The sequence below is a fragment of the Clostridium massiliamazoniense genome (assembly GCF_001403635.1).
Classification (GTDB): domain Bacteria; phylum Bacillota; class Clostridia; order Clostridiales; family Clostridiaceae; genus Sarcina; species Sarcina massiliamazoniense.
In genome coordinates this window covers 2,041,151-2,066,166 of the sequence record NZ_LN879468.1, presented here as the reverse complement: position 1 = coordinate 2,066,166, position 25,016 = coordinate 2,041,151, and the positions used below count along the sequence as shown (strand labels likewise).

The 25,016-nt window shown below is 25.0% G+C and carries 22 protein-coding genes and 1 tRNA gene; 6 read left to right on the top strand and 17 right to left on the bottom strand.

Annotated elements, in window-relative coordinates; all coding sequences use genetic code 11:
* Positions 1-519 precede the first annotated feature (519 nt).
* On the bottom strand, positions 520-1,293 hold the full coding sequence (locus tag ARA19_RS16715; protein ID WP_055072041.1) for an SH3 domain-containing protein: 774 nt from the start codon (positions 1,291-1,293) through the stop codon (positions 520-522).
* Positions 1,294-1,907: 614 nt separating this feature from the next.
* Positions 1,908-1,984, bottom strand: a tRNA-Arg gene (locus tag ARA19_RS16710).
* A gap of 234 nt (positions 1,985-2,218) precedes the next feature.
* Between ARA19_RS16710 and rbr the strand changes: the two genes are divergently transcribed.
* The gene (gene rbr / locus ARA19_RS16705; protein WP_055072040.1) at positions 2,219-2,845 is read left to right on the top strand and encodes a rubrerythrin; all 627 of its coding nucleotides are present in this window, start codon (positions 2,219-2,221) and stop codon (positions 2,843-2,845) included.
* A gap of 201 nt (positions 2,846-3,046) precedes the next feature.
* On the opposite strand, the gene ARA19_RS16700 is transcribed toward rbr, so the two are convergent.
* From ARA19_RS16700 to ARA19_RS16680, 5 genes are all read right to left on the bottom strand, one after another.
* The gene (locus ARA19_RS16700) at positions 3,047-6,244 is read right to left on the bottom strand and encodes an AAA family ATPase (protein WP_055072039.1); all 3,198 of its coding nucleotides are present in this window, start codon (positions 6,242-6,244) and stop codon (positions 3,047-3,049) included.
* Between the two features lie 2 nt (positions 6,245-6,246).
* The gene (locus tag ARA19_RS16695; protein ID WP_055072038.1) at positions 6,247-7,440 is read right to left on the bottom strand and encodes an exonuclease SbcCD subunit D; all 1,194 of its coding nucleotides are present in this window, start codon (positions 7,438-7,440) and stop codon (positions 6,247-6,249) included.
* A gap of 195 nt (positions 7,441-7,635) precedes the next feature.
* Positions 7,636-8,118: an SMI1/KNR4 family protein gene (locus ARA19_RS16690; RefSeq protein WP_055072037.1), complete on the bottom strand. Its 483-nt coding sequence runs from the start codon at positions 8,116-8,118 to the stop codon at positions 7,636-7,638.
* Between the two features lie 203 nt (positions 8,119-8,321).
* Positions 8,322-8,912 (bottom strand): hypothetical protein, encoded by a 591-nt coding sequence (locus ARA19_RS16685; protein WP_055072036.1) that lies wholly within the window; start codon positions 8,910-8,912, stop codon positions 8,322-8,324.
* Positions 8,913-9,028: 116 nt separating this feature from the next.
* Positions 9,029-9,601, bottom strand: coding sequence for a YcxB family protein (locus ARA19_RS16680; protein ID WP_055072035.1), 573 nt, complete (start codon positions 9,599-9,601; stop codon positions 9,029-9,031).
* 281 nt (positions 9,602-9,882) lie between these two features.
* Here ARA19_RS16680 and ARA19_RS16675 point away from each other — a divergent pair, with 281 nt between their 5' ends.
* Both ARA19_RS16675 and ARA19_RS16670 read left to right on the top strand, forming a co-directional pair.
* Positions 9,883-10,875: a hypothetical protein gene (locus ARA19_RS16675; RefSeq protein ID WP_055072034.1), complete on the top strand. Its 993-nt coding sequence runs from the start codon at positions 9,883-9,885 to the stop codon at positions 10,873-10,875.
* Between the two features lie 110 nt (positions 10,876-10,985).
* On the top strand, positions 10,986-11,252 hold the full coding sequence (locus tag ARA19_RS16670; protein ID WP_055072033.1) for a hypothetical protein: 267 nt from the start codon (positions 10,986-10,988) through the stop codon (positions 11,250-11,252).
* A gap of 289 nt (positions 11,253-11,541) precedes the next feature.
* Here ARA19_RS16670 and ARA19_RS16665 read toward each other — a convergent pair whose 3' ends face one another.
* Positions 11,542-12,132, bottom strand: a complete 591-nt coding sequence (locus ARA19_RS16665; protein ID WP_055072032.1) for a hypothetical protein — start codon at positions 12,130-12,132, stop codon at positions 11,542-11,544.
* Positions 12,133-12,262: 130 nt separating this feature from the next.
* Complete coding sequence (locus ARA19_RS16660; protein ID WP_055072031.1) at positions 12,263-12,853, bottom strand: hypothetical protein; 591 nt, start codon at positions 12,851-12,853, stop codon at positions 12,263-12,265.
* 322 nt (positions 12,854-13,175) lie between these two features.
* On the opposite strand from ARA19_RS16660, the gene ARA19_RS16655 reads away from it, so the two are divergent.
* Positions 13,176-13,427, top strand: coding sequence for a hypothetical protein (locus tag ARA19_RS16655; protein WP_055072030.1), 252 nt, complete (start codon positions 13,176-13,178; stop codon positions 13,425-13,427).
* Between the two features lie 510 nt (positions 13,428-13,937).
* Here the strand turns inward: ARA19_RS16655 and ARA19_RS16650 are convergent.
* The 6 genes from ARA19_RS16650 to ARA19_RS16625 form a co-directional block, all read right to left on the bottom strand.
* A complete protein-coding gene (locus ARA19_RS16650) occupies positions 13,938-15,026 on the bottom strand; it encodes a hypothetical protein (RefSeq protein ID WP_055072029.1) in 1,089 nt (362 codons plus the stop codon).
* Positions 15,027-15,236: 210 nt separating this feature from the next.
* Entirely contained in the window at positions 15,237-15,446 is a 210-nt protein-coding gene (locus tag ARA19_RS16645; RefSeq protein ID WP_055072028.1) for a hypothetical protein, read from the bottom strand.
* Positions 15,447-15,472: 26 nt separating this feature from the next.
* Positions 15,473-16,696: a peptidase T gene (gene pepT, locus ARA19_RS16640; protein ID WP_055072027.1), complete on the bottom strand. Its 1,224-nt coding sequence runs from the start codon at positions 16,694-16,696 to the stop codon at positions 15,473-15,475.
* Between the two features lie 110 nt (positions 16,697-16,806).
* Positions 16,807-17,538, bottom strand: a complete 732-nt coding sequence (locus tag ARA19_RS16635; RefSeq protein WP_055072026.1) for a MerR family transcriptional regulator — start codon at positions 17,536-17,538, stop codon at positions 16,807-16,809.
* 166 nt (positions 17,539-17,704) lie between these two features.
* Complete coding sequence (locus ARA19_RS16630) at positions 17,705-18,391, bottom strand: ABC transporter ATP-binding protein (RefSeq protein ID WP_055072025.1); 687 nt, start codon at positions 18,389-18,391, stop codon at positions 17,705-17,707.
* A gap of 11 nt (positions 18,392-18,402) precedes the next feature.
* Positions 18,403-19,572, bottom strand: coding sequence for an ABC transporter permease (locus tag ARA19_RS16625; RefSeq protein WP_055072024.1), 1,170 nt, complete (start codon positions 19,570-19,572; stop codon positions 18,403-18,405).
* Between the two features lie 283 nt (positions 19,573-19,855).
* Here ARA19_RS16625 and ARA19_RS16620 point away from each other — a divergent pair, with 283 nt between their 5' ends.
* Entirely contained in the window at positions 19,856-21,022 is a 1,167-nt protein-coding gene (locus ARA19_RS16620; protein WP_055072023.1) for a L,D-transpeptidase, read from the top strand.
* A gap of 94 nt (positions 21,023-21,116) precedes the next feature.
* Here the strand turns inward: ARA19_RS16620 and ARA19_RS16615 are convergent, their stop codons facing one another.
* Positions 21,117-22,085 carry a 3'-5' exoribonuclease YhaM family protein gene (locus ARA19_RS16615; RefSeq protein ID WP_055072022.1) on the bottom strand — a complete coding sequence of 323 codons (969 nt, stop codon included), beginning with the start codon at positions 22,083-22,085 and terminating at the stop codon, positions 21,117-21,119.
* A 224-nt stretch (positions 22,086-22,309) separates the two neighbouring features.
* Between ARA19_RS16615 and ARA19_RS16610 the strand changes: the two genes are divergently transcribed.
* Positions 22,310-23,512, top strand: a complete 1,203-nt coding sequence (locus tag ARA19_RS16610) for a CCA tRNA nucleotidyltransferase (RefSeq protein ID WP_055072021.1) — start codon at positions 22,310-22,312, stop codon at positions 23,510-23,512.
* 304 nt (positions 23,513-23,816) lie between these two features.
* Here the strand turns inward: ARA19_RS16610 and ARA19_RS16605 are convergent, their stop codons facing one another.
* Positions 23,817-24,818 (bottom strand): GGDEF domain-containing protein, encoded by a 1,002-nt coding sequence (locus ARA19_RS16605; protein ID WP_242862456.1) that lies wholly within the window; start codon positions 24,816-24,818, stop codon positions 23,817-23,819.
* Between the last annotated feature and the right edge of the window lie 198 nt (positions 24,819-25,016).

Here is a 25,016-nt window from a genome sequence, read left to right as displayed (position 1 = left end):
TTTAACTATTTATTAAAAAAATTCAAAAAATATTTATATAAAAAATATTAAATTCAATTTATTTTATATTGAGAAAACTTTTTCAATTAATACTTGAATATTAATTAAAAAATAAATATCAATTTGAATTTAGATAAAGTTTAGACTTTATCTCATTACGCAGTTTTAGCTACTTAAAAGCATGAACCTATAGTAATACTCCTCTTTCTTACTTATAAGAAATAACAATAACATCACTCTAGTTGAGTTATATTTAATTCAACATATTATTAACATAATATTAACTTTTTATTAACTATTTTATAACAAAAGATTTACAAAAAATATTCATTTTATTTTATACATCATATTTTAAGGAATAATATAATACTATATTATCCAAAAAGTTATTTTCTTAATTTATTTTTTAAATAATATTTTTTTTTCACATTTAATAATATTTCTAGATATAATATTCTTTAAAATATAATAAAAAACAGTAAGAAGAAATTTCTTACTGTTTTTTATCAAACTATATATTTATTTAAGGTATGTCGCACTAACAAAAGCTACTTTTCCATTGTACATAATTTTTGACCAATTTCCTTCTTGTCCTATAACTTCAACTTTTGAACCCTTTGGTAAAATTCCTAATCTTGAAGAATTTACTGATGCTTTTGCTCTAACATTTAGTCCATTTGCTGTAACTACTTTTGCTTTTTGGCTTGTACCTTGTGGTTTTGCTTGGCTTGTGCTAGTTCCACTAGTTCCGTTAGCTAAATAGCTTGATGCTACATAAGCTACTTTTCCATTGTACATAATTTTTGACCAATTTCCTTCTTGTCCTATAACTTCAACTTTTGAACCCTTTGGTAAAATTCCTAATCTTGAAGAATTTATTGATGCTTTTGCTCTAACATTTAGTCCATTTGCTGTAACTACTTTTGCTTTTTGGCTTGTACCTTGTGGTTTTGCTTGGCTTGTGCTAGTTCCACTAGTTCCGTTAGCTAAATAACTTGATGCTACATAAGCTACTTTTCCATTGTACATAATTTTTGACCAATTTCCTTCTTGTCCTATAACTTCAACTTTTGAACCCTTTGGTAAAATCCCTAATCTTGAAGAATTTATTGATGCTTTTGCTCTAACATTTAATCCATTTGCTGTAACTACTTTTGTATTTCTGTTTGCTAATAATCTTACATTTTGTTGAGCTGGAGATGCTGTTGCTGTAATGCTTGGTACTGCTGAAAAAGCTACTCCTGATAATAATGTTGCTGCTCCTAAAATTCCTAAAATATTTGTTCTTTTCATAATAATTCCCCTCACGTTTCTTAATTTCTATTTTTCTATTTGTATATATTTTCTAATAAAATTTCTATATTTTTCTTTGCCTTTTGTGATTTCATTATAGCTAAAAATAAATATACGTACAGTTAAAAAAATGTAAATATTATTAATGAATAGAGAATAAATTGATTATAAAATATTAATTTTTTAAAAAAATTAATATTTTATTTAATAAGTATCAAAAAGAAAACAAATTAAATTATTTTTCTTAATACTTTTGAAATTACTAATCTCTTACTTGTATATAATAATACATTTAAATCAAAATAATTATCCAATAAATTCAATTTTAAATATTAAATTTTCTCTATTTTTTTATATATTATTGTATTATATTTTTATTTTTTCTATGGATAATACTTTTTAAATAAAAAAACTATAAATCAAAATCTTTATTTAAAAATTAATTTACTAATACACAAACTATTCTATTTTTTATAATATTACTTAATCTAATATTAAGATAAACTAATATTAAAAATGACAATTTTTAATATTGAATTATTCTACATCATAATAAGAAAAAAATAAAAAAACACTAAATTTCAATAATTGAAATCTAGTGTTTCTCTATTTTATGGTGCGTCGGAGAGGATTCGAACCCCCGGCCAATCGGTTCGTAGCCGATTGCTCTATCCAACTGAGCTACCAACGCATATATTATAATTACTCTAATATGATAGCATAATTAATTTTGGAAATCAAGAAAATATATATATATATTAATATAGTTATTTATTTTAATTAACTCTTCCTCTTCTCTAAACACCATATAAATATTACCACTTCCCTAAATAAAATTATTTTTAGGTTATTTTACAATTCTTGAATAATAATAGCTTATTTCTAAAAAACTATCTTTAATAACATTTTACTAGGAGGTATTATTATGAAAAGTTTAAAAGGAACTAAAACAGCTGAAAACTTAGCAAAATCATTTGCTGGTGAATCACAAGCTAGAATGAGATATGACTATTTTTCAAAAGTTGCTAAAGAAGAAAAACAAGGTCATATATCAAGAATTTTTTCAGAAACAGCTGATAATGAAAAAGAACACGCTAAGATATTTTATAAATATCTTATAGAAGGACTTGATCCTAAAGAAGTAGCTGCTGAAGTTCTTGTTGATTCTACTTATCCATTTGGTTATTCAGACACTCTACACAATCTTAAATATGCTGGAGATGGTGAAGATGAAGAAGCACACATGTATCCTGATTTTGCTGAAGTTGCTAAAGAAGAAGGATTTCCTGAAATTGCAGCTAGTTTTTTAAATATTACAGAAGTTGAGAAAGCTCATAGAAATAGATATTATTTTCTACATAAAGCTCTTGAAAACAATACTTTATATAAAAGTGATGAAAAAGAATATTGGAAATGCGTAAACTGTGGATATATTTATTATGGTGAAGAAGCTCCTGCAATTTGCCCTGCTTGCAAACATCCACAAGGCTACTTTGAACGTTTATATAAACCATTAAACGAAACTCATGTAGCAAAGAAAAAAACTATATAAAAAATTAACAGTATTGGCGCCATAGGTGTTGATACTGTTTTTTTTAGAATCAAGCCTTATTATCAAAACTTAATAATAAAACCAAAGTAATAAAATTATTTTTACATATTAATTTCTTTATGAAAGTAAAAAAATACTCAATTGAGTATTCTTTTACTTTTATATTTTTAATTTTTTTGATAAGAAAATTACTACTATAAATTATATTGTATCATTATAATTTGGAATATTAAACTTGGCAGTACTTCCCTCTCCATCCTTAGCTTTGACTTCAAGTTTTACCTCTATTCTTTCTTTTAATTCATCTACGTGAGATATTATTCCAACAAGTCTTCCCTCCTGTTGTATATTTAATAAACATTCTATAGCACTATCTAAAGATTGTGGATCTAATGTTCCAAAACCTTCATCTACAAACATAGTGTCAATAGATATTCCCCCAGCATAGCTTTGTATTACATCAGCAAGTCCTAAAGCTAAGCTTAAAGCTGTTTTGAAGCTTTCTCCTCCAGATAAAGAGTTTACCCCTCTTTCTCTACCAGTATTATTGTCGTAAACTTCTAAATCTAGCCCCTGCTTTTTATTACCTTTTCCTAAATCCTCTTTTCTTTTAAGAACAAATCTTCCATTAGTCATTCTATCTAATTTTATATTAGCTCTTTCTATTATTTCATCAAAATATGATGTTAGAACATAACTTTCAAAGGTTACTTTCTTTAAATTTCCTTTATCACCATTAGCAATATTACTTAAATGAGATAACCTTTCATAAACCTTTTCTTTCTCCCCTATTTTATTTCTTATAAGATTTACTTTCTTAAGCATAGTTTCATTATGTTCAACTCTGTTACTTAATAGATTACACTTACTATTTTCATTCTTTTCTTTAAGTTCTATTTCCTTATACTCTTCACCAAGCTTATTTCTTAGTTCTTCTAAATCATTCTTATCCTTTACTTCTAACTTATTAAAACTATTATTTATATTTTCATATAAAGCCTCTAAAGCTTTAAGATTTTCATAATAGGACTTTATTTTATTATCTATTAACTCTAAATCTCCTGAAATCAACGAAACCTTATAGTCTTCATAGGATTTAAAATCATTTTCCTTTATGGCTACTTCAAATTCTTCTCTTATGATATGAAGCTTTTCATTTATTTTTAAAAGTTCTTCTTCATATATTTTTTCACTTTTATTAAGTTCTGTATATTTATTATTTATATTATTAAAAGCATTTTCTGAAGTTATAATATTCTCCTCAATTTCTTTAATGGCTAATTCAATTTTCTTCATTTCATTCTTTATAGAAATTCCATCCCTAAGACTTTCTGGAACTTCAGCTTCTATAGCTCTTAAAACTTCAATTTCCTTTGATAACTTGGGTCCATTAATTTTAATAAATTCATTACACTCTTCAACTGTTTCTTTAGTAATTTTTAATTTACCTTCAAGAGCTAATTTTACTTCTTCTAACTTAGGCTTTAGATCTGATATTTTCTTTATATCTCTATATATTGCCCTTTCTTCTTCTATAATTTTATTTAATTTTAATCCTTCAGAAGTTATTTTTTCCCTTTGCTCACTTTCATTTAAAGTACTTAAAAAGTCTTTTTCTAAAATTTCTTCAAGTGCCTTAACCTTAACCCCTATAACTTCCTTCTGAAAACTCTCAATTTCTTTGTTCAATACAGTTAATTCTCTTAAGAAAAGTTCTTTTTCTTCATAAGCTTTATCATAACCTTCTTTTAAGACTTTAAGTTCTTCTTCACTTAGAACACTACTTAGCCTTACTGCTTTATTTGGATGCTCCTTAGAACCACAAACAGGACAACTCATTCCTTCTTCTAAGCTTTCTGCTAATATACCAGCTTGTCCCTTCTTAAAGTCATCTTCACTTTTCTCAAATTCTAACTTAACCTTTTTAAACTTTTTCTCTACTAAAGTGAACTTATTCTTTTTTTCATCAAAATCCATCTTTTTATATCTTATATTTTCATAACATTCCTTTAAGTCTCTTAAAGCATCTATATCTCTTTTATGCTTTTTACCCTTTTCTAATATTAAAGCAATTTGTCCTTCTGCTTCTATGGACTTTCTTAATTCCTCTAAATTATCTTTTATTTCTTTTTCTAACTCAACTTCTCTCTTCTTTGAATTTTTCAATCCCTTCTCTTTTTCCCCTAACAGTCTCTCTAAATTAACAACCTTATCTTTTTTATCTATATAAGTTGATACAGCGTGTTCTTGCTTTTTAAGTTTCTCTAACTTAATGATTAATTCTTCTTTTTCTTTAACCTTACTTTTAGACTCTTCTAAATTCTTCTTTGTTTTTTCTAAATTAGTTGAAACATCATCTTTTTCTCTTCTAATATTTAAAATAGTGTTTTCTCTTTTTGTCTTATTATCCTTTTCTTCATTTAATTTATTTTCTATTAATTTTATTTTTTCAGCCTTTTTCCCTTTTGAAAGTTTCTCTTCATAAGTCTTAACAGTTTCTATTTTCCCCTTATGTTCTTCTAATCTTTTCTTAGTATTTTCATATTCTTCAAGGACTTTTTTATCATTAGCAAGACCTAATATTTTTCCATCCAATTCTTTTAATTGGTTTCTCAATAGGTTACTATTTTCTTTACTCTTAATAACATCCTCTTTATCCTTTTTTATTCCTTCTACCACTAAATTGCAAACTTGCTCAATATCTATATCTTCTCTGTTTATAAGCTCATAAAGCTCACTATCTTCATCACTTTTTATTTGCTTTACATATAAATCTCTCTCATTTTTACTATCCTTTAATTCTACCCATAACTTCTTGACATCATCCCTTAAATCATCTTGTATTTTCTTAAACCCTTCTGTACCAAATATCCTTCTAAAAATCTCTTCTCTATCTTTAGAGTTTGCCTTTAGAAGCTTTAAAAATTCTCCCTGTGGAAGCATTACTATTTGTCTAAATTGGTCCTTATCAACACCTAAAAGTTCATTTATTCTATCATCAACTTCCTTAACCTTTGTTAAAGGTTTTTCATCACTATCTAAGAATATAAGCTCTACCTTAGCCCCTTCCTTCTTATATCCTTCTCCCCTCTTTTTATTTAACATCTGTTCAGGACTTCTTCTAATTCTATATCCCTTATTTCTAAGTTGAAATTCTAACTCAACAAAGGTTTCAACATCTCCATCTACATAATGACTTCTTAAGGATGCAGTATCTCTAAACTCTCCTGATGGGGAACCGTATAAAGCATAACTTATAGCATCAAATATTGTAGTTTTCCCTGCTCCAGTATTCCCTGTTATAAGAAATAAGTTCTTTCCATTTAACCTTGAAAAATCTATAGTTTGTTCCTTTGCATAATTCCCAAAAGCACTTAATGTTAATTTTAAAGGCCTCATCTTTACTCTTCCTCCCTCTTTTCAATAAATTCTGTCATTAAGGTTATTGATACTTCATCAATCTCTCTTTGAGTAACATTTTCATAGAAATCCTTAAATAAATCTATTTTAGATTTTTGTCTTTCTTTCACGTTTAACTCTATATTCTTATGACCTAAGGTTTTCTTTGAATCTTTCCTAAGACCCATTATATTAGGATAAATAGCCCTTAAAGTTGCCATAGGCTCATGCAAATCGCCTTCATCATTTAAAAGAGCAAAGACATAATCATCTCTATTTCCCTTGTTATAAAATTCAGGCTTTATTAATTCTTCTAAAGTTCCATTAATTACTCTCATATCTCTAAGAGGTTTTAAATTCTTTAATTCTACCTCCACATCACCTTTTTCATTTATGCTAACTAGAGTAACTGTTTTATTTTGATGTTCTTCTGAAAAGGAATATTTTAATAAAGAACCAGAATATCTTATTTTATCTGATCCAACCTTTTGCGGACCATGTAAATGTCCTAAAGCAACATAATTAAATCCATCAAAAACTTTCCCAGGAATTATATCCGTTCCCCCTATACTTAAAGGTCTTTCTGATTCACTTATTTCAAGTCCACTTTCCTTTATTGCTTCCTCTCTAGATAAGTTTTCATTACTTCCCATATTAGTTATATATCCATGTGCTATTGCTACTGCTCTTCTCTTCATATCTCTTTTACTATTTATTTCATCTACTATCTTTTTCATAGCATCTTCATGAGTTCTTATAGTATTATCTCCATAAACTTCTCTAACTACAGCAGGATCTCCATAAGGAACTAAATAAAAGTCAACATCTCCATATGTATCATTTAAAGTTACACAATTTATTTTTCCCTTAAGTTCTCCTTCAATATAAAAACCTTGTTTTCTTAAAATTGAACTCATAAATCCTAGTCTTTCACCACTATCATGGTTACCTGCAATAGCTAAAATAGGTATTTTTAAATCTAAGATTATCTTTTCTATATATTTATCTAATAATTCCACTGCTCTAGCTGGAGGCACACTCCTATCATATAAATCTCCAGCTATAACTAAAGCATCAGGTCTCTCACTTTCTAAAAATTCTATTAATCTATCTAAAATATATTGTTGGTCCTCTAACATAGAAATTTCATTTACAACTTTACCTATATGCCAATCTCCAGTATGTACAAATTTCATATAGTCCCCTCCTAATCCATATCCTTTTCATTTAATTATATCTTATAGTAATCTTCTTAGTCTCCTATTATTTACATTAAATCACCTTTCCTACTAATAAAAATAAAAGATTGTCTTAAACTTATTTAAGTACAACCTATTATTTTCAAATTCACTTATAACTTTATATCATAATGATTTATATTCTACTAATATTTAATCAATTAGAATTAAGCTTAATTGATTGTATAAAAATTCTCCAAAATCTTCAGCTATAATTTCATTTGGTTGCTCATCTAATTCATATCCTGGAATATATATAATAACTTTTGGCTCTCCATTAGTTTTATTGATATTATTTAAGTCTAGGCAATATAATTCACCTTCTCCAAAATTAGCAATAATTATTAAGTTTTCAGGTAAATTCATTCCCTTTCTTTCATCTAATGTATACCAAATTGCATCTGGTGTTCCTATCTCTTCTCCTATTTCATCATTTACTATTCCGTATATTTCTAAATCATCAAAATATAAAACACCAAAGTCCATTAAAAACTTATTATACAAGTATGAAAAGTTAATATTAAGCCTTTTTTCTGCTAATTCAATAGTTTCTTTAGAAGCACCTTTACTTTCTATCAATAATCCTTTATTTTCTCTTATCAAATCTAAACTTTTTTCATAGTCCTTATAGCTCATTCTATTCTCTCCTTTAATTTCATTCCATAAAATCATTTACTCTATTTTTCTAATATACTTTTCTCCGATAAATAAAAGCACTTCTATTCATATCACTTCCAATAGTTCTTTGATTTATGCGAATAACCTTATCTAAAGTTAATTATAAAAAGCTAAAGAATTAAAACTCCTTAGCTTTTTAATATTTTTCCTTTTATTTATAATTACACTTCTTGGTTCATGCTCTTTAAATATTCATTTGAATTATCTACTAATATTTTATTTTCTATATTATTCACACAGTATTTAGCTACTTTTAGTTTAATTTCTTTATATTTATCTTCTCCATATAAGTTGTAAAAATTATCTCCCCCTAGAATAGTTCCATCATCAAGTACCATAAGTGGAACTTCTAAAGTGATTTCATCGCTTAAATGTAATAAATTATATCTAAATTTTTGTTCTATGAAATACACTTTTATACCATCTATTTCAGTTGAACCCAAAACTTCAGCTTTATCATATGAATTATTATCATCTAGTGTATTTGAAACTCTATATAATTTAATCTTCTCCCCTTTAAAATTAGCATATACTATAGCCTCATAAGTTTTAAGCCCTAACCTATCAACATAGGCTATATCACCTTCTATAGATAAATTATTATCTAACTTTTCAACGTATCTATCATTTGGACGTATTAATTTTGCTTGTTCAATTCTAGCATGATTCCCCCAAATTATTAGAGAAATTGTACAAATTATCAGAAACGTACAGACACCAAAAAACATATTTTTTTCCTTTTGACTTAACATAAACTTCCCCTTTAGATAGCATAGTTTATACTAACTTAATATTTTTAATATCCATTAAAATTTTATAAATTCAAAAAAAGTATAAATACTAAAAATATACTACCTTCAACTTAAAACTATATTGCCATTTGTATCAACTTCTCATCTATATTCATCGTACAAGTCCTATCTATATTCAATTTAATAATTTCCATAAATTCTTTTTTCTTATTACTATCATTAAAAGCTCTACTTGGAATTAAAATATATCTATTATCAAGTACTTCTATAAGAATCCCATCACTATCTTCAAATACAGATTTAATGTCACCTAATGCATAAATATTTTTCATTGTACCAATGTTATAAATTATATTACTATGATCTATTTCTAATGATATTTTTTCATTAGAATCTTTATCTATCTGTAAATTCCTATATAAAATTTGTTTAGTCTGTTGTTTAAAATGCTCTTTTCCTTTCTTTACATAGTAAATAGAAAAAATTAAAGAGATTATATAAAGAAGTTTTACTTTGTTACCCCTTCCAATAGACAATGTAAATGACACTAAAAATGTTAATATTATATACTTTAACCAAAACTTAAATAATTTCTTCTTAATACTTTTTTTATAATTATCATTATTTTCAATTTTAGTCATAATAAAATCTATACATTCATCTTTTTTTAACTCATAAAAGATATTCATTTGACTCCCCCTTAAATTACAATAATACCTTTTAAAAATTTATTTTAAATCCAATCTCTTAGTATTTTAATTTTAATATGTAATAATCATAGCAATAAATTATAGACTTTTAATATATAATTGGTTAATAAATAGTTGCTTTTTCACATTTCATTTAATTACACTTTAAAATAATTTATCATTTACAAAAATTACTTTATTTATACATGGATTATTATTTTGTTTATTATATAATAAACAAAAGTACATATATAAAAATTTTATGTTTAGGGGGATAAGCATTGAGAATACAATATGAAATGAAATTAAATGAGTATAAAAGTGAGTTATCCAAGTTTAATAAACCTACAAAATTGTCTTATCTTCTTAGTAAAAATTTTAATTATAGTAATAACACCACAAGTAATGTAATAATACAGCTTTCAAATGATGAATTACAAATATACGAAAATGATAATTTTATGAAAATTTCCCTTGATACTATAGTAAAATTAGAATGTAATGAAAAGTATATATATATATTAAATAATTTAAATTATAGCATAATCATTCCTTGTAAAGCTTTTCTCAATGATTATGAAAGAGAGAGTTTTATTGATATTATAAACTCAAAATTATCTAGTGAAAAGAAATATATCAACATTGATAAAGAGACTCTACTATTTAGTTATAAAAAATTCTATATATTTTCTTGTATACTAATTCCAATAATAATTGCAAGTATAAACATACTTATTTTTTCTAAAAATTTAAATATACTTGATCTCATAGTATCATTATTTACTATTGCTTCAATTATAAGTTTATTTTATCATTTGATAATTATTAAATTATTAAACACTAAATTACATATAAAAAAATCAACAGAAGAAAAAGTATCATTTAAATTTCAAAATAATGAAATAGACTTATGCACTTCAGGCTTCGTAGCCAATATTAAAATTAATAACATAACTAAAATAAGTTCCTTAAAAAGAAATACTTGCTTTCATATGAATAAAAATATTGTTATTAATTCTATATTTATTTCTAAAAACATGATAAAAGAAACTCTTAGTTTAAAAGAATTCTTTGCAACTATAAAAATTATAAACAAAAATATAAAAGTAAAAAAATATAAGATATTTACTATCTATCCATCATATTTAATTCTATTTCTAACTGGTGTATTTATTGTTATTTTACCTGCAGTTATAAAATTAATTTGTATCATTATGGCACTTATAATGCTATATACAACTTCTTTTATTTACTATATTTCTAATCATATATAAAATTTATCTTTTAATAATACAATCTTAGAAGATTTTAAAACTATTTTATTACTTTATTATTAATTTTAATTTATATTATTAAAATTATATTGCAGTAAGGGGTTGAACAAATGAAAAAATTAGAAGGCACATTAACAATAGAAAATAAAACATATCCTTTTGACTTAAAAGAAACACATATTGGTGATAATATATTTTTAGGTTCTGTCTCAAATAATTCTAATATATTAAGAATCCATTTTAATCTTAATACTAAAGCTATATTAATTTATAACAGTGAATCAAATACACTTTTGTTTAATCATAGTGATAAACTAAAATCTTATGATTATACCTCTATTTTATATAATGTAAATGGTCCTCTTAAATTAAAATAATTATTTGAACCTTACTACAAAATATTAAAAGATGCCATTTCACAATGCTACAATTATATTTTTATAAATCTACATGTTGTATTTGATGTAGGTGGTTTTAAATTTTTTAGAATATTTTCTTTATTCATAGTTAAGTTTATATCATAAATTTTATTTATTTTGCATGATTATATTTTAAGCAAAATCTATAAAAAGTCATTTAAATACAAAAAGGGGATTGCCTTCAAAGCTAGAATTTAATTCTACCTTGAGACAGTCCCTCTTTAATATTTTTCCTTTTTATTTATAATTACACTTCTTGGTTCATGCTCTTTAAATATTCATTTGAATTATCTACCAAAATTTTATTATCTATATTATTCACACAATATTTAGCTACTTTTAGTTTAATTTCTTTATATTTATCTTCTCCATATAAATTGTAAAAATTATCTCCCCCTAGAATAGTTCCATCATCAAGTACCATAAGTGGAACTTCTAAAGTGATTTCATTGCTTAAATGTAATAAATTATATCTAAATTTTTGTTCTATGAAATACACTTTTATACCATCTATTTCAGTTGAACCCGAAACTTCAGCTTTATCATATGAATTATTATCATTTACTGTATTTGAAACTCTATATAATTTAATCTTCTCCCCTTTAAAATTAGCATATACTATGGCCTCATAAGTTTTACGGCCCCATAAATCAACATAGGCTATATCACCTTCTATAGATAAATTACTATCTAACTTTTCAACGTATCTATCATTTGGGCGTATTAATTTTGCTTGTTCAACTTTAGCATGATTACCCCAAATTATGAGAGAAATTGTACAAATTATTAAAAATGCACAAACACCAAAAAACAATTTTTTCTCCTTTTGACTTAACATAAATTTCTCCCTCATTTCCTACAAATATATATAATTGAAAATTATTATTTAGAACATAAAAAAGAGATTTTGAAATCAATCAACATCTCTTTTATCTATAACTTGAACTATATTATCAAGTTCTCACTAACTAGTTACTTAATTCAATATTTTTTAAAGCCTTTATCATTTTCCTTTGAACATAAGTTTCAAATATCTTAACATATATTAGACCTATGCCTATAACAGATAAGAATATAATTAAAAAATATAAGATGTATAAATTATTCTTATCTATAATCTCAAAAAGGTATTGATTTTTATCTATAATTTCATTTCCTAGATATGTACATAAAAAATATATAAAAAATAAAATTACTGACCCTATTTTTAATGATTTCTGTTTCTCAATATAAAGACTACATGGTATAAGTGTTAGTTCATCATAATTATTTAATGATTTCTGTTTCTCCGCATCCAAATCATAAACTTTCAAAGCTTTCTTTCTCATAATAAATATTTGCTTCTCAATTATATTTTCTTCCTTAGAGAATATATTTTTTAAACTACCCTTAATTTCTTTATAAGCAGAATTCTTAGGTAGAATATTTATTAAACCTTCTATTTTTTTATCTTTTGAAAATATAAAAAACTTTTCAAAAAATATTATATATCCACTATAAAAATTTTCTAAGTTAACTAAACTTCCATTTATATTTTCTAATAAAACACTTGTTTTCATATAAAATCACCCTCATGTTGAACTAATTATTTATAAGATATAATAATAATAGCAATATTTTATAAACTTATAATATACAATCAGTTAACAAATAGTTGCTTTTTCATACTTCATTTAATTACACTTTAAAATAATTTATCATTTATAAAAATCACTTTATTTATACATGGATTATTATTTTGTTTATTATATAATAAGTAAAAGCACATATATAAAAATTTTATGTTTAGGGGGATAAACTATCTAACCTTATGATAATATAAAAATTCAAATAAAAGCTAACATAATTGATGGGAAGTATAGTGAAATTGGCCATAAAATAATGAAATTACTAAAAGGAACTTTAACACTAGAAAATAAATCTTATCCATTTCAATTAAAAGAATTATATTATGGAAACAATATTTTTTCTGGTGTTGTTACTACAGGTAGCGACTCATTGGGAATTACTTTTAATTCTAATACTAAAGCTATATATATTCAAAACTTTAAAGAAGAAACTATTTTATTTAATTATAGTAATAATTTAAAGTCTTATAATTATGATTCTCTTTTTGAAAGTGTAACTACTTAAATTAAATATATATTACTTAATAAAAAACACTTTACATTTATAGCCTTAATTATACTTGTAAAAAAGTATAATCAAGGCTAATAAAAAATATTTAATACATTACATTGCTTGTCCCATATAACATCCAACGATAAAAAATAGAATACAAAGTATAAAAACTATTATACTTATTGATAAAAGTACCCAAAAAAGTATCTTATATATTTTTTCCATAAATTTACGTCCTACTCAACAAATATATTATTTAAGAACTTAAATAATATCATAATAATATCATAATTTTTTCTATTTTAAATATCCATTTTGTAAACTTTCTATTTTTACAACGAAGACATAACTACAAACTTTATATATATCTTATACGAATAATGGATACTTATGAAAATATTCTATATATTAGATATACATCCTAAATCTGTCTTATACCAAAAAATTGCTTGATAGTATATTTTTTATTAAAGATTAATGCATATCTTTATTATTTATATGCTTTTATCTATAGATTTCCTTCTAACTTAGTTCAACTACTCTCATTTGAGCATAAACTCCTCCTGTATAAACTTTTATACTAGTTTCAGAGCTATTAACTAAACTCAATGTGCCCCTACCATCAACCTTAACTATAGCATTTCCATTATATTGAGTTCCTGCTGATGATAAAGCTAAAACTCTAACAGTACTTATAGATGAACTATCTAACTTTAAAGTAACACTATAATTTTCAACAACTGAAACTTCAGCTGTTTGTATCCACCAATCTACTAGATATATTCCTGATTTTGAAATATAAATATTATTATTTACCAACGAAATATTACTACCACCTAAAAATTCTGTATCATTAAAAGGAACAGAAATACCACTTTCTATAATTCCTCCTCTTAAATCTCCTGTTGCTACAGCAACTATACCATTGAATGTACATGCTTCCGTGGCTCTCCTTTCATCAGTTATCCCTGTTGTTCCTGCATCTTCTGTTTCTCCTCTCGAATCTGTAACTCCATTTACTATTCTTTCTTTCCATCCTCTATAAGCTAAGTTACTTATTTCATCAATATCACTATTATAAGCTCTTAATCTCTCTAACCTAGGAACTTTACTCTCATTATATTCTATTAATATATGAGAGTCTCCATTGTCATTTTCCCCTTCTATTTTTCCTTCAGAGTTATCTATTAAAATAGCCACACCATTATTACTTTCTGGATGTGTTATCCACTTCTTAAATAAATCAGTTATATCAAATTCTAAATACTCATTTTTTATTCCATTCTCTAAATTTTTGCTCTCAATTTCTTTATTAAGCCTCAAATTATCAAAACTTAATTCAGTAAGTAACTTATTGGAATTTAAAATACTGCATAACTTTATAGTTACAAGTTTATTTTTACTATACACACTATTAAGTAAAATCCTAAGCTTTGCACTATACAACTTTTCTATATCTAACTCTTTATTGCTCAAATCAACCTTTAATAAAAACACTGTTTTCTTAGGCATCTTTTTTTCATTAAATCGCTCAATTATCATATAATCATAAAATCTATTTAAATTATCAAGTGAAAAACTCTCTACATCATTTAACTTAAATCGAAACATAAATACTCCTAGCATAATCTTAATATACTTATAGTCTATGCCCTTGCAAATGCTTATTGATACAATAAACTTTCACCTAAAAAGCTATCTTCCTCTTATGTAACTTTCAATAATACCTTTAAAATCTACTAACTAAAATAAAGGAGTACCCTTAAGTAGAAAAATTCCTACCCTTGGATACTCCAACACTTTTCCATTGTTTAATTGTATTTATTGTTGTTCAGCATATTGAGATACAGTTATATTATTAGAATGATTAATTTCATTATGATTAACATTACTTATAAATGTTTTTGCTGTACCTATAAGGAATAAAATCGCTATTACTATTATAGCTATTTTCACTACCTTCATAGTTATTTTTATAGCTATCCAAATTAAAATTAATGCTATAATTAACCAAATTACTGAATGTATCATACTCTACTCCTAAACTATTTTAAACCTTACTTTGCATATATTTTGATTATATTTAGTATAGTTTCAACAGCCTTCTCCATTGATTCTAATGCTATATATTCATATCTACCATGGAAGTTCTCCCCACCTGTAAAGATATTAGGTGTTGGAAGTCCCATAAATGAAAGTCTAGCACCATCAGTACCACCTCTTATAGGAATTATATTAGGTGTTAATCCAGCCTCCTCCATAGCTAACTTTGCATTATCTATTATATGCATTACTGGTTCTATTTTTTCCTTCATATTTTTATACTGTTCTATTATTTCTACTTTTACAGTACCTTCACCGTAAGTTTTATTAAGAACTTCTTCTATTTCTTTAAATTTAGCTATTCTCTTTTCATATCCATCTTTAAAGAAATCTCTTATAACATAAAGCATTTCTGTTTTTTCAACAGTTCCTGATATATTTGCTAAATAATAAAATCCTTCGTACCCTGAAGTTTTTTCTGGAACTTCATTAGCTGGTAACATTGATATTAATTCATGAGCAACTAAACTAGAGTTTATCATTTTATTTTTTGCATAACCTGGATGAACATTAACTCCTGTTATAACTATTTTAGCCATAGCTGCATTGAAGTTTTCGTACTCTAATTCTCCAACAGATCCACCATCAATAGTGTATGCAAAATCAGCTCCAAATTGCTCTACATTAAAGTGATCAGCACCTCTTCCTATTTCTTCATCTGGAGTAAATCCTATTTTTATATCACCATGTTTTATTTCTGGATGATTCATTAAATACTCAACAGCTGTAACTATTTCAGTTACACCAGCTTTATCATCAGCTCCTAAAAGAGTTGTTCCATCTGTAGTTATTAATGTCTTTCCAATATATTTTTTAAGCTCTGGTGATTTACTTGGTGATAACACAATGTTTAACTCCTTGTTTAAAACAATATCTCCACCATCATAATTTTTAACTACTTGAGGATTTACGTTTTCTCCTGTCATGTCAGGAGCTGTATCCATATGTGCTATAAGCCCAATTATTGGAACTTTCTTATCTATATTACTTGGAACTGTTCCATAAACATAACCTAATTCATCTACAAAAGCATCCTTTATTCCTATAGCCTTTAAATCATCTACTAGAACTCTAGCTAAGTCAAATTGTCTTTCTGTACTTGGTGTTACAGTACTTTTTTCATCTGATGTAGTATGAATCTTAACATACTTAAAAAATCTTTCTTGAATATTATTCATTTGTACCAACTCCTCTTAAATATATTTTAAATTAAATATAATCATATCATATAAAGTTCAATTTTTTCCTCTTTTAATATTATATAATAAATTAAAATAAAACTTCCATTCTACCCTATATATTTATTTATTATATCAATAAGTGCTTTAGCATCGCTACTTGTTAATCCTCTAATATGTCCTGGTATGTCTTCAACATCTTCTAATATGTAAATAAGCATTTCAAGCCCATTACTTCCATTGACCATTTTGTTCATATGCCCTTTTAATTCATTTATTATTTTTTCTTCCTCATTAATATTTTTTCTTTTTAAAAGTTCCATTAATACATTAATAAGTTCACCATGTAAAACCTTATGTTTTTCCTTATCTTTAATTTCTTTTCCAAAGCTAGCTTTATGACTTTCAATTCTTGAATTTTTAATTTCAGAAGCTATAGAACACCAATCTATATCTGTATTTATATTTAAATTGCTCTCTACCTTATCATTATCATTTATATTTAAATTACTCTCTACCTTACCAAGAGAATCATTTATAAAATTAAGATTTTTAATTTTTTGTTCTAATAATCTTTTTTTCTTTTTAAGCATTTCAGCTTGTTCACTTTTATCTGCCACTCTAATTTCTTCTATTTCACTAATAGAAAATCCTAAAAATTTTAGTGATATAATTTTTTGAAGTTCCATTAAATCTTCATCAGTATAAAATCTATAATTTAAATCATTTTTATAACTTGGTTTTAAAAGTTCTATCTTATCATAGTATCTTAAAGTTCTTACTGTAACTCCAGCTTTATCAGCTATTTCTTTTATCTTATAATATTTTTTTGTTTCCATCATAACCTTTTCCTCCGTAAGAAATTCCATTCCCAATATTATATTTCTAGTTTACAGCTTATATTTCTTAATATATATCTTGTCCTTATTTTTTTCAAATATAAATGATTCTATAATAGTAAAAAAAGAAAGGATGCACTTTAATCTCTTTGTGCATCCTTCTTTATGATTAATTATTCTTAATATCACTTTCTATTTTTCCGTCTTTTACAGTAACAACTCTATCTGCCATTTCAGCAATTCTATTGTCATGTGTTATTATAACGAAAGTTGTATTAAATTCTTTATTTATCTCTCTAAGAAGTTTATATACTTCTTGAGTTGTATTTGAATCTAAGTTTCCTGTTGGCTCATCAGCTAATATTATCTTAGGATTATTAATAAGTGCTCTTGCTATTGCACCTCTTTGTTGTTGTCCACCTGATAAATCAGTAGCTTTATTATTTTTTACCTTTGATAAATTAACAATTTCTAAAAGTCTTTCCGCTCTAGCTAATACTTCTGGTGTTACTTTTTTTCCTGATAATCTATATGGCATTAGAACATTTTCTAATACTGTGAATTCAGGAAGTAAGTAATGGAACTGAAATATAAATCCTATTTCTTGATTTCTTAATTCGGCTAACTGATTTTTACTCATTTTATCAGTTCTTGTTCCATTTATATAAACCTCTCCAGATGTTGGTGTATCAAGAGTACCAACTATGTTAAGCATTGTACTTTTACCACTACCACTTTGTCCTATTATAGATACAAATTCACCTTGTTCTATACTTAGGTTTATATCGAATAAAACCTGTGTTTTTACCTTATTACCATAAATTCTATTTATATTTTTTAATTTTATAGCTTCCATTGTTTACCCTCCTAGTTATTTCTTATTACTTCCATAGGGTCTAATTTTAATGATTTTGATGCTGCAAGTGATGCTGCAAAAATAGCTACTATAATTGCTATAATAGCACTCATAATTATATATCCACCATAAATATTTCCTGTAACTATTGGTGCACCTGTAGCACTTTTTACTGCGTGAGAGAATATTTCAAACATTCCTACTCCTAAAATTCCTCCAACAACAGCTCCTATTACTCCAAGTATTAATCCTTGATAAATAAATATAGATGCTGCACTTCTGTTTTTAATCCCCATAGCTTTTAATATACCGATTTGCTTTGATTTTTGCATTACTGAAACTGCTAAAACTCCAGCAATACTCATAGCTACTGATATTATTATAAATACTTGAATTGTCATACTTGAAGAACTTTGTCCACTTAATGCACTTAATAAATTAGCATTACTTTCTTTCCAATTAGTTATAGCTAAAGAACTTGGTAAAGTTGTCTTAATACTATCTGCAATTGTATTTGCATTAAATATTTGATTATTATATAACTTCATTTCTATTGAATTAACTTTGCCTTTTTCATTAAACATATCTTGAGCGTATGATAATTTAGTTACAACCCATGAATTATTTAATTGAGAAACTCCAAAGTCTGCTATTCCACTTATATCTACAGTCTTTTCTTGTTGATTTGGTTCTGCAAAAGTAAATTTATCTCCTACTTTTAAATCAAACTTTTTAGCTATTCCTGTACCAATAACAACTTGTCCCTCTTTTTGAGGTAATGTTCCTGATTTTAAATCGCTCTTTAGATCATAGATATTTTGACCTTGTCCATAATTCATTCCTCTAACTAAGATTGATGTACTAGCATCACCTTTAGTTACTATACCTGGAGTATCTAAAACTCCTGTTATATCAGCTACTTCTTTAGAATGATTCTTAGTAATATTATTTATTATTTCTTGATAGTTAGTAAAAGTTTTACTTGAATTAGCTTCGTTAGTTATTGTTATTTGTGATGTTTTTCCTAATGTATCTGTTATTTGGTCATTATTAAGATTTTTAATAAGTAATCCTAAAAATATTTGAACAGTTACACCAATAGCAATTCCTAAAGCTATTAAAATAGTTTGAACTTTATTAGAGCCTAAAAATCTTGAGGCAATTTTAAAGTTTATTCCCATGATTATTCCTCCTTGTATTAATAATTGTTTTTATCTAATAAAAATTATTGTTTATTTCCTTACAAAATTGATTATAAAATATCTCCTTAGGTCATACTCAAGTTTTTTTTAAAATTTTTTTTAATTTTTTTCTTTAAACTGTTACATCTACAAAATCTGCTAATAAAATCATTGAACATTATTTATTTTTATTGTAAAATATCAAATACCATATTTTATTATTTGTTGTATTTTCTTGTATATTTTCATTAATTTAGTCAATTATTTATAAAGGGTGATATTTTTGAATGAAATTTTAAAGAAAAAAAAATACAAATATTTATTAGCTTCTTTTTTATCTATTATCTTTATACTATCAGCACTGTCTATAATCTACTTTACATCACTAAAAGCTTTTAAAAACTCTATAAAGAGTAAAGATAAAAGTAAAATAGAAAATTTAGCAAATAAACAAAATAAAATTCTATCAACAACTTTAAATAATAACTTTACCTCTATCTTAGAAGAAGAACTTCAATCTCTTAATGAAGAATATAAAAATAAAACTTTATCAGAAATACAATATATCAATTTATTATCTTCTTATAAGTCTTTAAATCTATGTAATGATATTATTGACAAATCATTAAACAATTTGCCTTTGATAAAAATTTCAGAAGAAAAATTTAAATCAGCTATGACTTATTTTAATAACAAAGATTTTGAATCAGCAATCGACTTATTTGAAGAAGTTAATGAAAATAGTCCTCTCTTTAAAGATGCTGAAAAATATATGAATTCAGCCTTTAAAGAAATAACTACTGCTACTTTCAATGAAACAGAAAATTTAATTAAAAACACCAACTATACAGGTGCTATAAACTTACTTAAAGAAAGTAAGGAAAAAGTAAACTCTGAAGAAGCTTCCTTAATTGAAAAGAAAATAAGCCAAATTGAAGATTTAAGGATGAAGCATCTCTATGATTACAGCGCTAAAGCCATTGAAGCTAATACAAATAATGCTGCAAAGCTAAAACCTTACTTTGGAAAATTAAATAAAGATAACATAAATGAATTTGATATAGAAAGTAAAACTAACAAATTAGTATTCACAGATATACAAAAGCAAAAAACTTATATTTTTAAAGGATCAAATAAAAATTGGACTTTAGAAAAAGAATTTCTTTGTTCTACAGGTGTAGATAACAAAGAAACTTTAGTAGGATACTTTGAAGTAACAACAAAGGCACCATGGTTTTTTTCTCCTAAATACGGTCAAGGTGGAAAAAATTATGTTCAATTTAAAGGAAATTACCTATATCATTCAATTCCTTTAGATAGTACTCAAACTAAAGTATTAGACTATACCCTTGGTGAACCAGCTTCTCATGGCTGTATAAGATTAGCTATAGAAGATTCAAAATGGCTATATGATAACATAAATGAAGGTTCTACCGTTCTTATTTTCTAAAAAGAAGCTAGATAGCTATCTCGGCAGATAAAAAAATATATTCATAAAAGTAACATAAATTAAGGGACTGATTTAATACAGCCCCTTAATTATTTTAATTTTCTTTGCTTAAGCTATGCTTATATACTCTTCTATTTTCAAGAGAAAAAATTCTTTCCGAAAAGGCTCCTTTTTTTGTTTCCTTCACTGCCTTTTTCATATCATACATTCTTGCATCCATCACATCTAGATAATGAACCATTTCAGCTTCTGGAATCATTGGTTTTACTGGACTTCCGTATTCTGGTTCATAATGATGTGAAAGAACCATATGCTGAAGTAATATTATTTTTTCTTCATCAGCATTTAGGCTTCTGCCCACTATTTCTATCTCTTTAATACCTTGAGTTATATGTCCAAGTAAAGTTCCTTCTAAAGTGTATTCATCTACTATTCCTAATTCAGATGCACTCATTTCTTTTATTTTGGCTATGTCATGAAGTATTACTCCAGCATAAACTAAATCTCTATTTAGAAAATCATATATGTTACAGATATTTTCTGCTAAATTTAGCATAGTTGTTATATGATAAAGTAGCCCACCCCTTAAAGAATGATGATGTCTCTTTGCTGCTGGATAATAAAATAATTTTTCCTTATTAGTATTTATTATTTCTTCTACTATTATTTGTACATCCTCATCATTTATTTCTGATACATATTTCATAAGTTTTTTTAACATTTCCTCTGATGAATATGGTGCACTCTTAACATAATCATTAACATTTATATCTTCATCTTTGTACTCTGATATTTTTTCTATTTTAAGTTGAAGACTACCTTGCCATGATGTAACAGTTCCCTTAACATCAACTATTATGTTAGGTCTAAATTCGCATTCTCTTCCATCTTTAACTTCCCATAATTTCGCTGAAATTTCACCTGTCTTATCTGCTAGAATAAAATCTAAATATTTTTTATTACTACCATTTGCGACTTTGCATATTACTGATTTAACTAAATAATATCCTTTTATTCTATCACCTTGAAGAAACTCTTCTATTTTCTTTGTCATCACTTCCATAACATTATCCTTTCAAAATTTCTTAACATACTAATGTCTATCTACTTTCTATTATTGACATATTTTCTATCTTTGTAAACACATATTCATTTATTTTAAGAAGCAAATTTATCTAACTTTATATTATTTTTTGATAAAAAAAGAATTTTTTATTTAAACAGTATATAATTATTATATATTTTATTTACTGAGGTGATATTTTGTATATTCCTAAAAAAGTCAAAATGATAATAAATACACTTAAAGAAAATAATTATGAAGCTTTTATAGTTGGTGGCTCTGTTAGAGATAGCTTATTATGTAGAAAAGTCAACGACTATGATATAACTACCAATGCTTTACCCGAAGTAGTAAAAAAACTATTTAAAAAAACTATTCCTACAGGTATAAAACATGGAACAATAACAGTAATAATAGAGAATGAACATTTTGAAGTTACTACTTACAGAATAGATGGTAACTATATAGGAAACAGAAAGCCTGAAGAAGTGCTATTTGTTTCTAATATAAAACAAGACTTAAGTAGACGTGATTTCACTATAAATGCCCTTGCCTATAATCAAGATACTGGAATTTTAGATTATTTTAATGGCTTAGAAGATTTAAAAAATAAATTAATTAAAGCTGTAGGTGAACCTAATCTTCGTTTTCAAGAAGATGCATTACGAATGCTTAGAGCTATACGATTTAGTGCTCAATTAAAGTTTAATATAGAGTATGAAACCCTCCAAGCTATAAAAAATAATAGCAATTTAATATGCAATATTAGTAAAGAAAGAATTAGAGATGAACTTGTAAAAATGCTTCTATGTACTAATCCTAAACTAGCACTAAGTAATTTGCTTCAATGTAATCTTATTCACTATATCTATAATATAGATACTTCAAAAACTATAGACTTTAAGGAACCATGGTTATTCTTTGACTGTATTCCTAAAGATTTAAGTGTTCGACTAAGTCATTTCTTATATTATTTATTTGATGGTAACATATCATTAGTTGAAGATTCATTAATTAAACTTAGATTTGATAAAAATACAATACATAGTGTAATTACTATTTGTACTAATAAATATGCCTTTAAAAATATTGAAAGAAAAAAGGATTTAAAAAAACTTATTAACTTAATAGGTATTGATATGACATATAGAATATTAGAATACAATTTAATCGAACATTCAACAAAATCTATGACTATAAAAAAAATAATAAATACTCTTAATTATTTTTTAAAAAATAATGATCCTATATTTTTAAAGGATTTAGATATAACAGGGAAAGATTTAATTGAAGAATTAGATTTAAAAGGAAAAGATATAGGACTAATGTTAAATATATTATTAGAAAAAGTTCATGAAAATCCTAAAATTAATAATAAATCAGATTTATTAAAATTAGCAAAAAATTCTCTTTATTTAATTAAATAATTAAAATATTCTTGATTATAATAACATTTTTTTTCATATTTACTTATTTAAAAGTAAATTACTCTGATTTTCTTTTTGCATTTAATTAGTCCTTACTATAATATATATTTATTAAGAATTAAACCAACACAAATATAAAAAGCTCTAACTGTTTAATGGTATAAATGAAATAATTTATACATTAAAATAGTTAAAGCTTTTTTATTAGAGCTTTTTTTTAAAAATAATATATAATTATTCTTTTAAAAAGTCCCTGTGTTGGCTTTTAAGTTTTCATTTTATTTTATCCACTATAGCTATATTTTTATACCATTCTATTTTTATTTTTTTTATGTCCTTCTATATATTTATTTAATTTTTCAATACTTATTTTTTTATTTTCAATTTTCTTTTTATACATTCTATAATCAGCCATTTTAAAGCACTCTCTTATGCTATCTTCCTTCTTTTCTTTTATAGCATAACCCATAGAAATATTTAAATGAAATCCATCTACATCTATTTTATTAAACTTTTCCTTAATTTTCTTAAGTAATTCTTCTATATATTTATTGGTCCTCTTTTGAGATATTATAACAAACTCATCGCCACCATACCTACAAAAAATATCCTTTTTATCTATGGTTAATTTTATAACTCTTACAGCTTCTTTGATTACTTTATCGCCAAAATCATGTCCTAATTCATCATTTATGTCCTTTAAGCAATCTAAATCAAGAACTATCATAGCTAAATTTTCTTCTTTTTTTAATTCAGAAATTTTTAATTCAAAATAACTTCTATTGTAGCACTTAGTTAAACCATCTGTATATGATTGTTTCTTTAATGCTAAATATTTAAACTCCTTTAAGTACATACTATTTATTATTTTTGAGAATTCCTCAATAAAGTCTAGAAAATAGTTTAATTCCAATGAATTTTCTATCCACTCAAATACTATTATTAATTTAAAATATTTTTTTACCTTTATTTTTTTACAAACCTTTAGGGTATTTTTATCTCTTATTTCTTGAAGAGAAAAATCTTTTTCATTTTTCATTAAATCTGCTATTTCTTTATATACTTCTTGTCTACTTAAATTTTTATCTTTGTTTTTTTTCTTTGTTAAATATTTTTTAAATATAAGATTATTTTTGTAATTTTCTACTATTAACAGTTTTTCTAATTTAAATATTTCCATTAAATTTTTACTTACTACTTCTAGGGACTTTTCTAAATCATCTAAACAAATAATTTGTTCATATAATTTTTTTAATTTACTTTCATAAGATAACTTTTCTAACAAAATTCCATTATAGTTTTCCATTTCCACTAAATCACCACCATAGGTCTCTATATTTATATATAGTATTACCAAATTACATATTTTTCAATATTTTTTTAATTAAATTTAGTTTACATTTTTTTCATTTTTCTTTTTTAACTTTTTTTCTTAACTAACTTCTAAAAAAGAAGATTGTACTAAATAAAAAAATGAACTTAAATTATTTAGTACAATCAATAT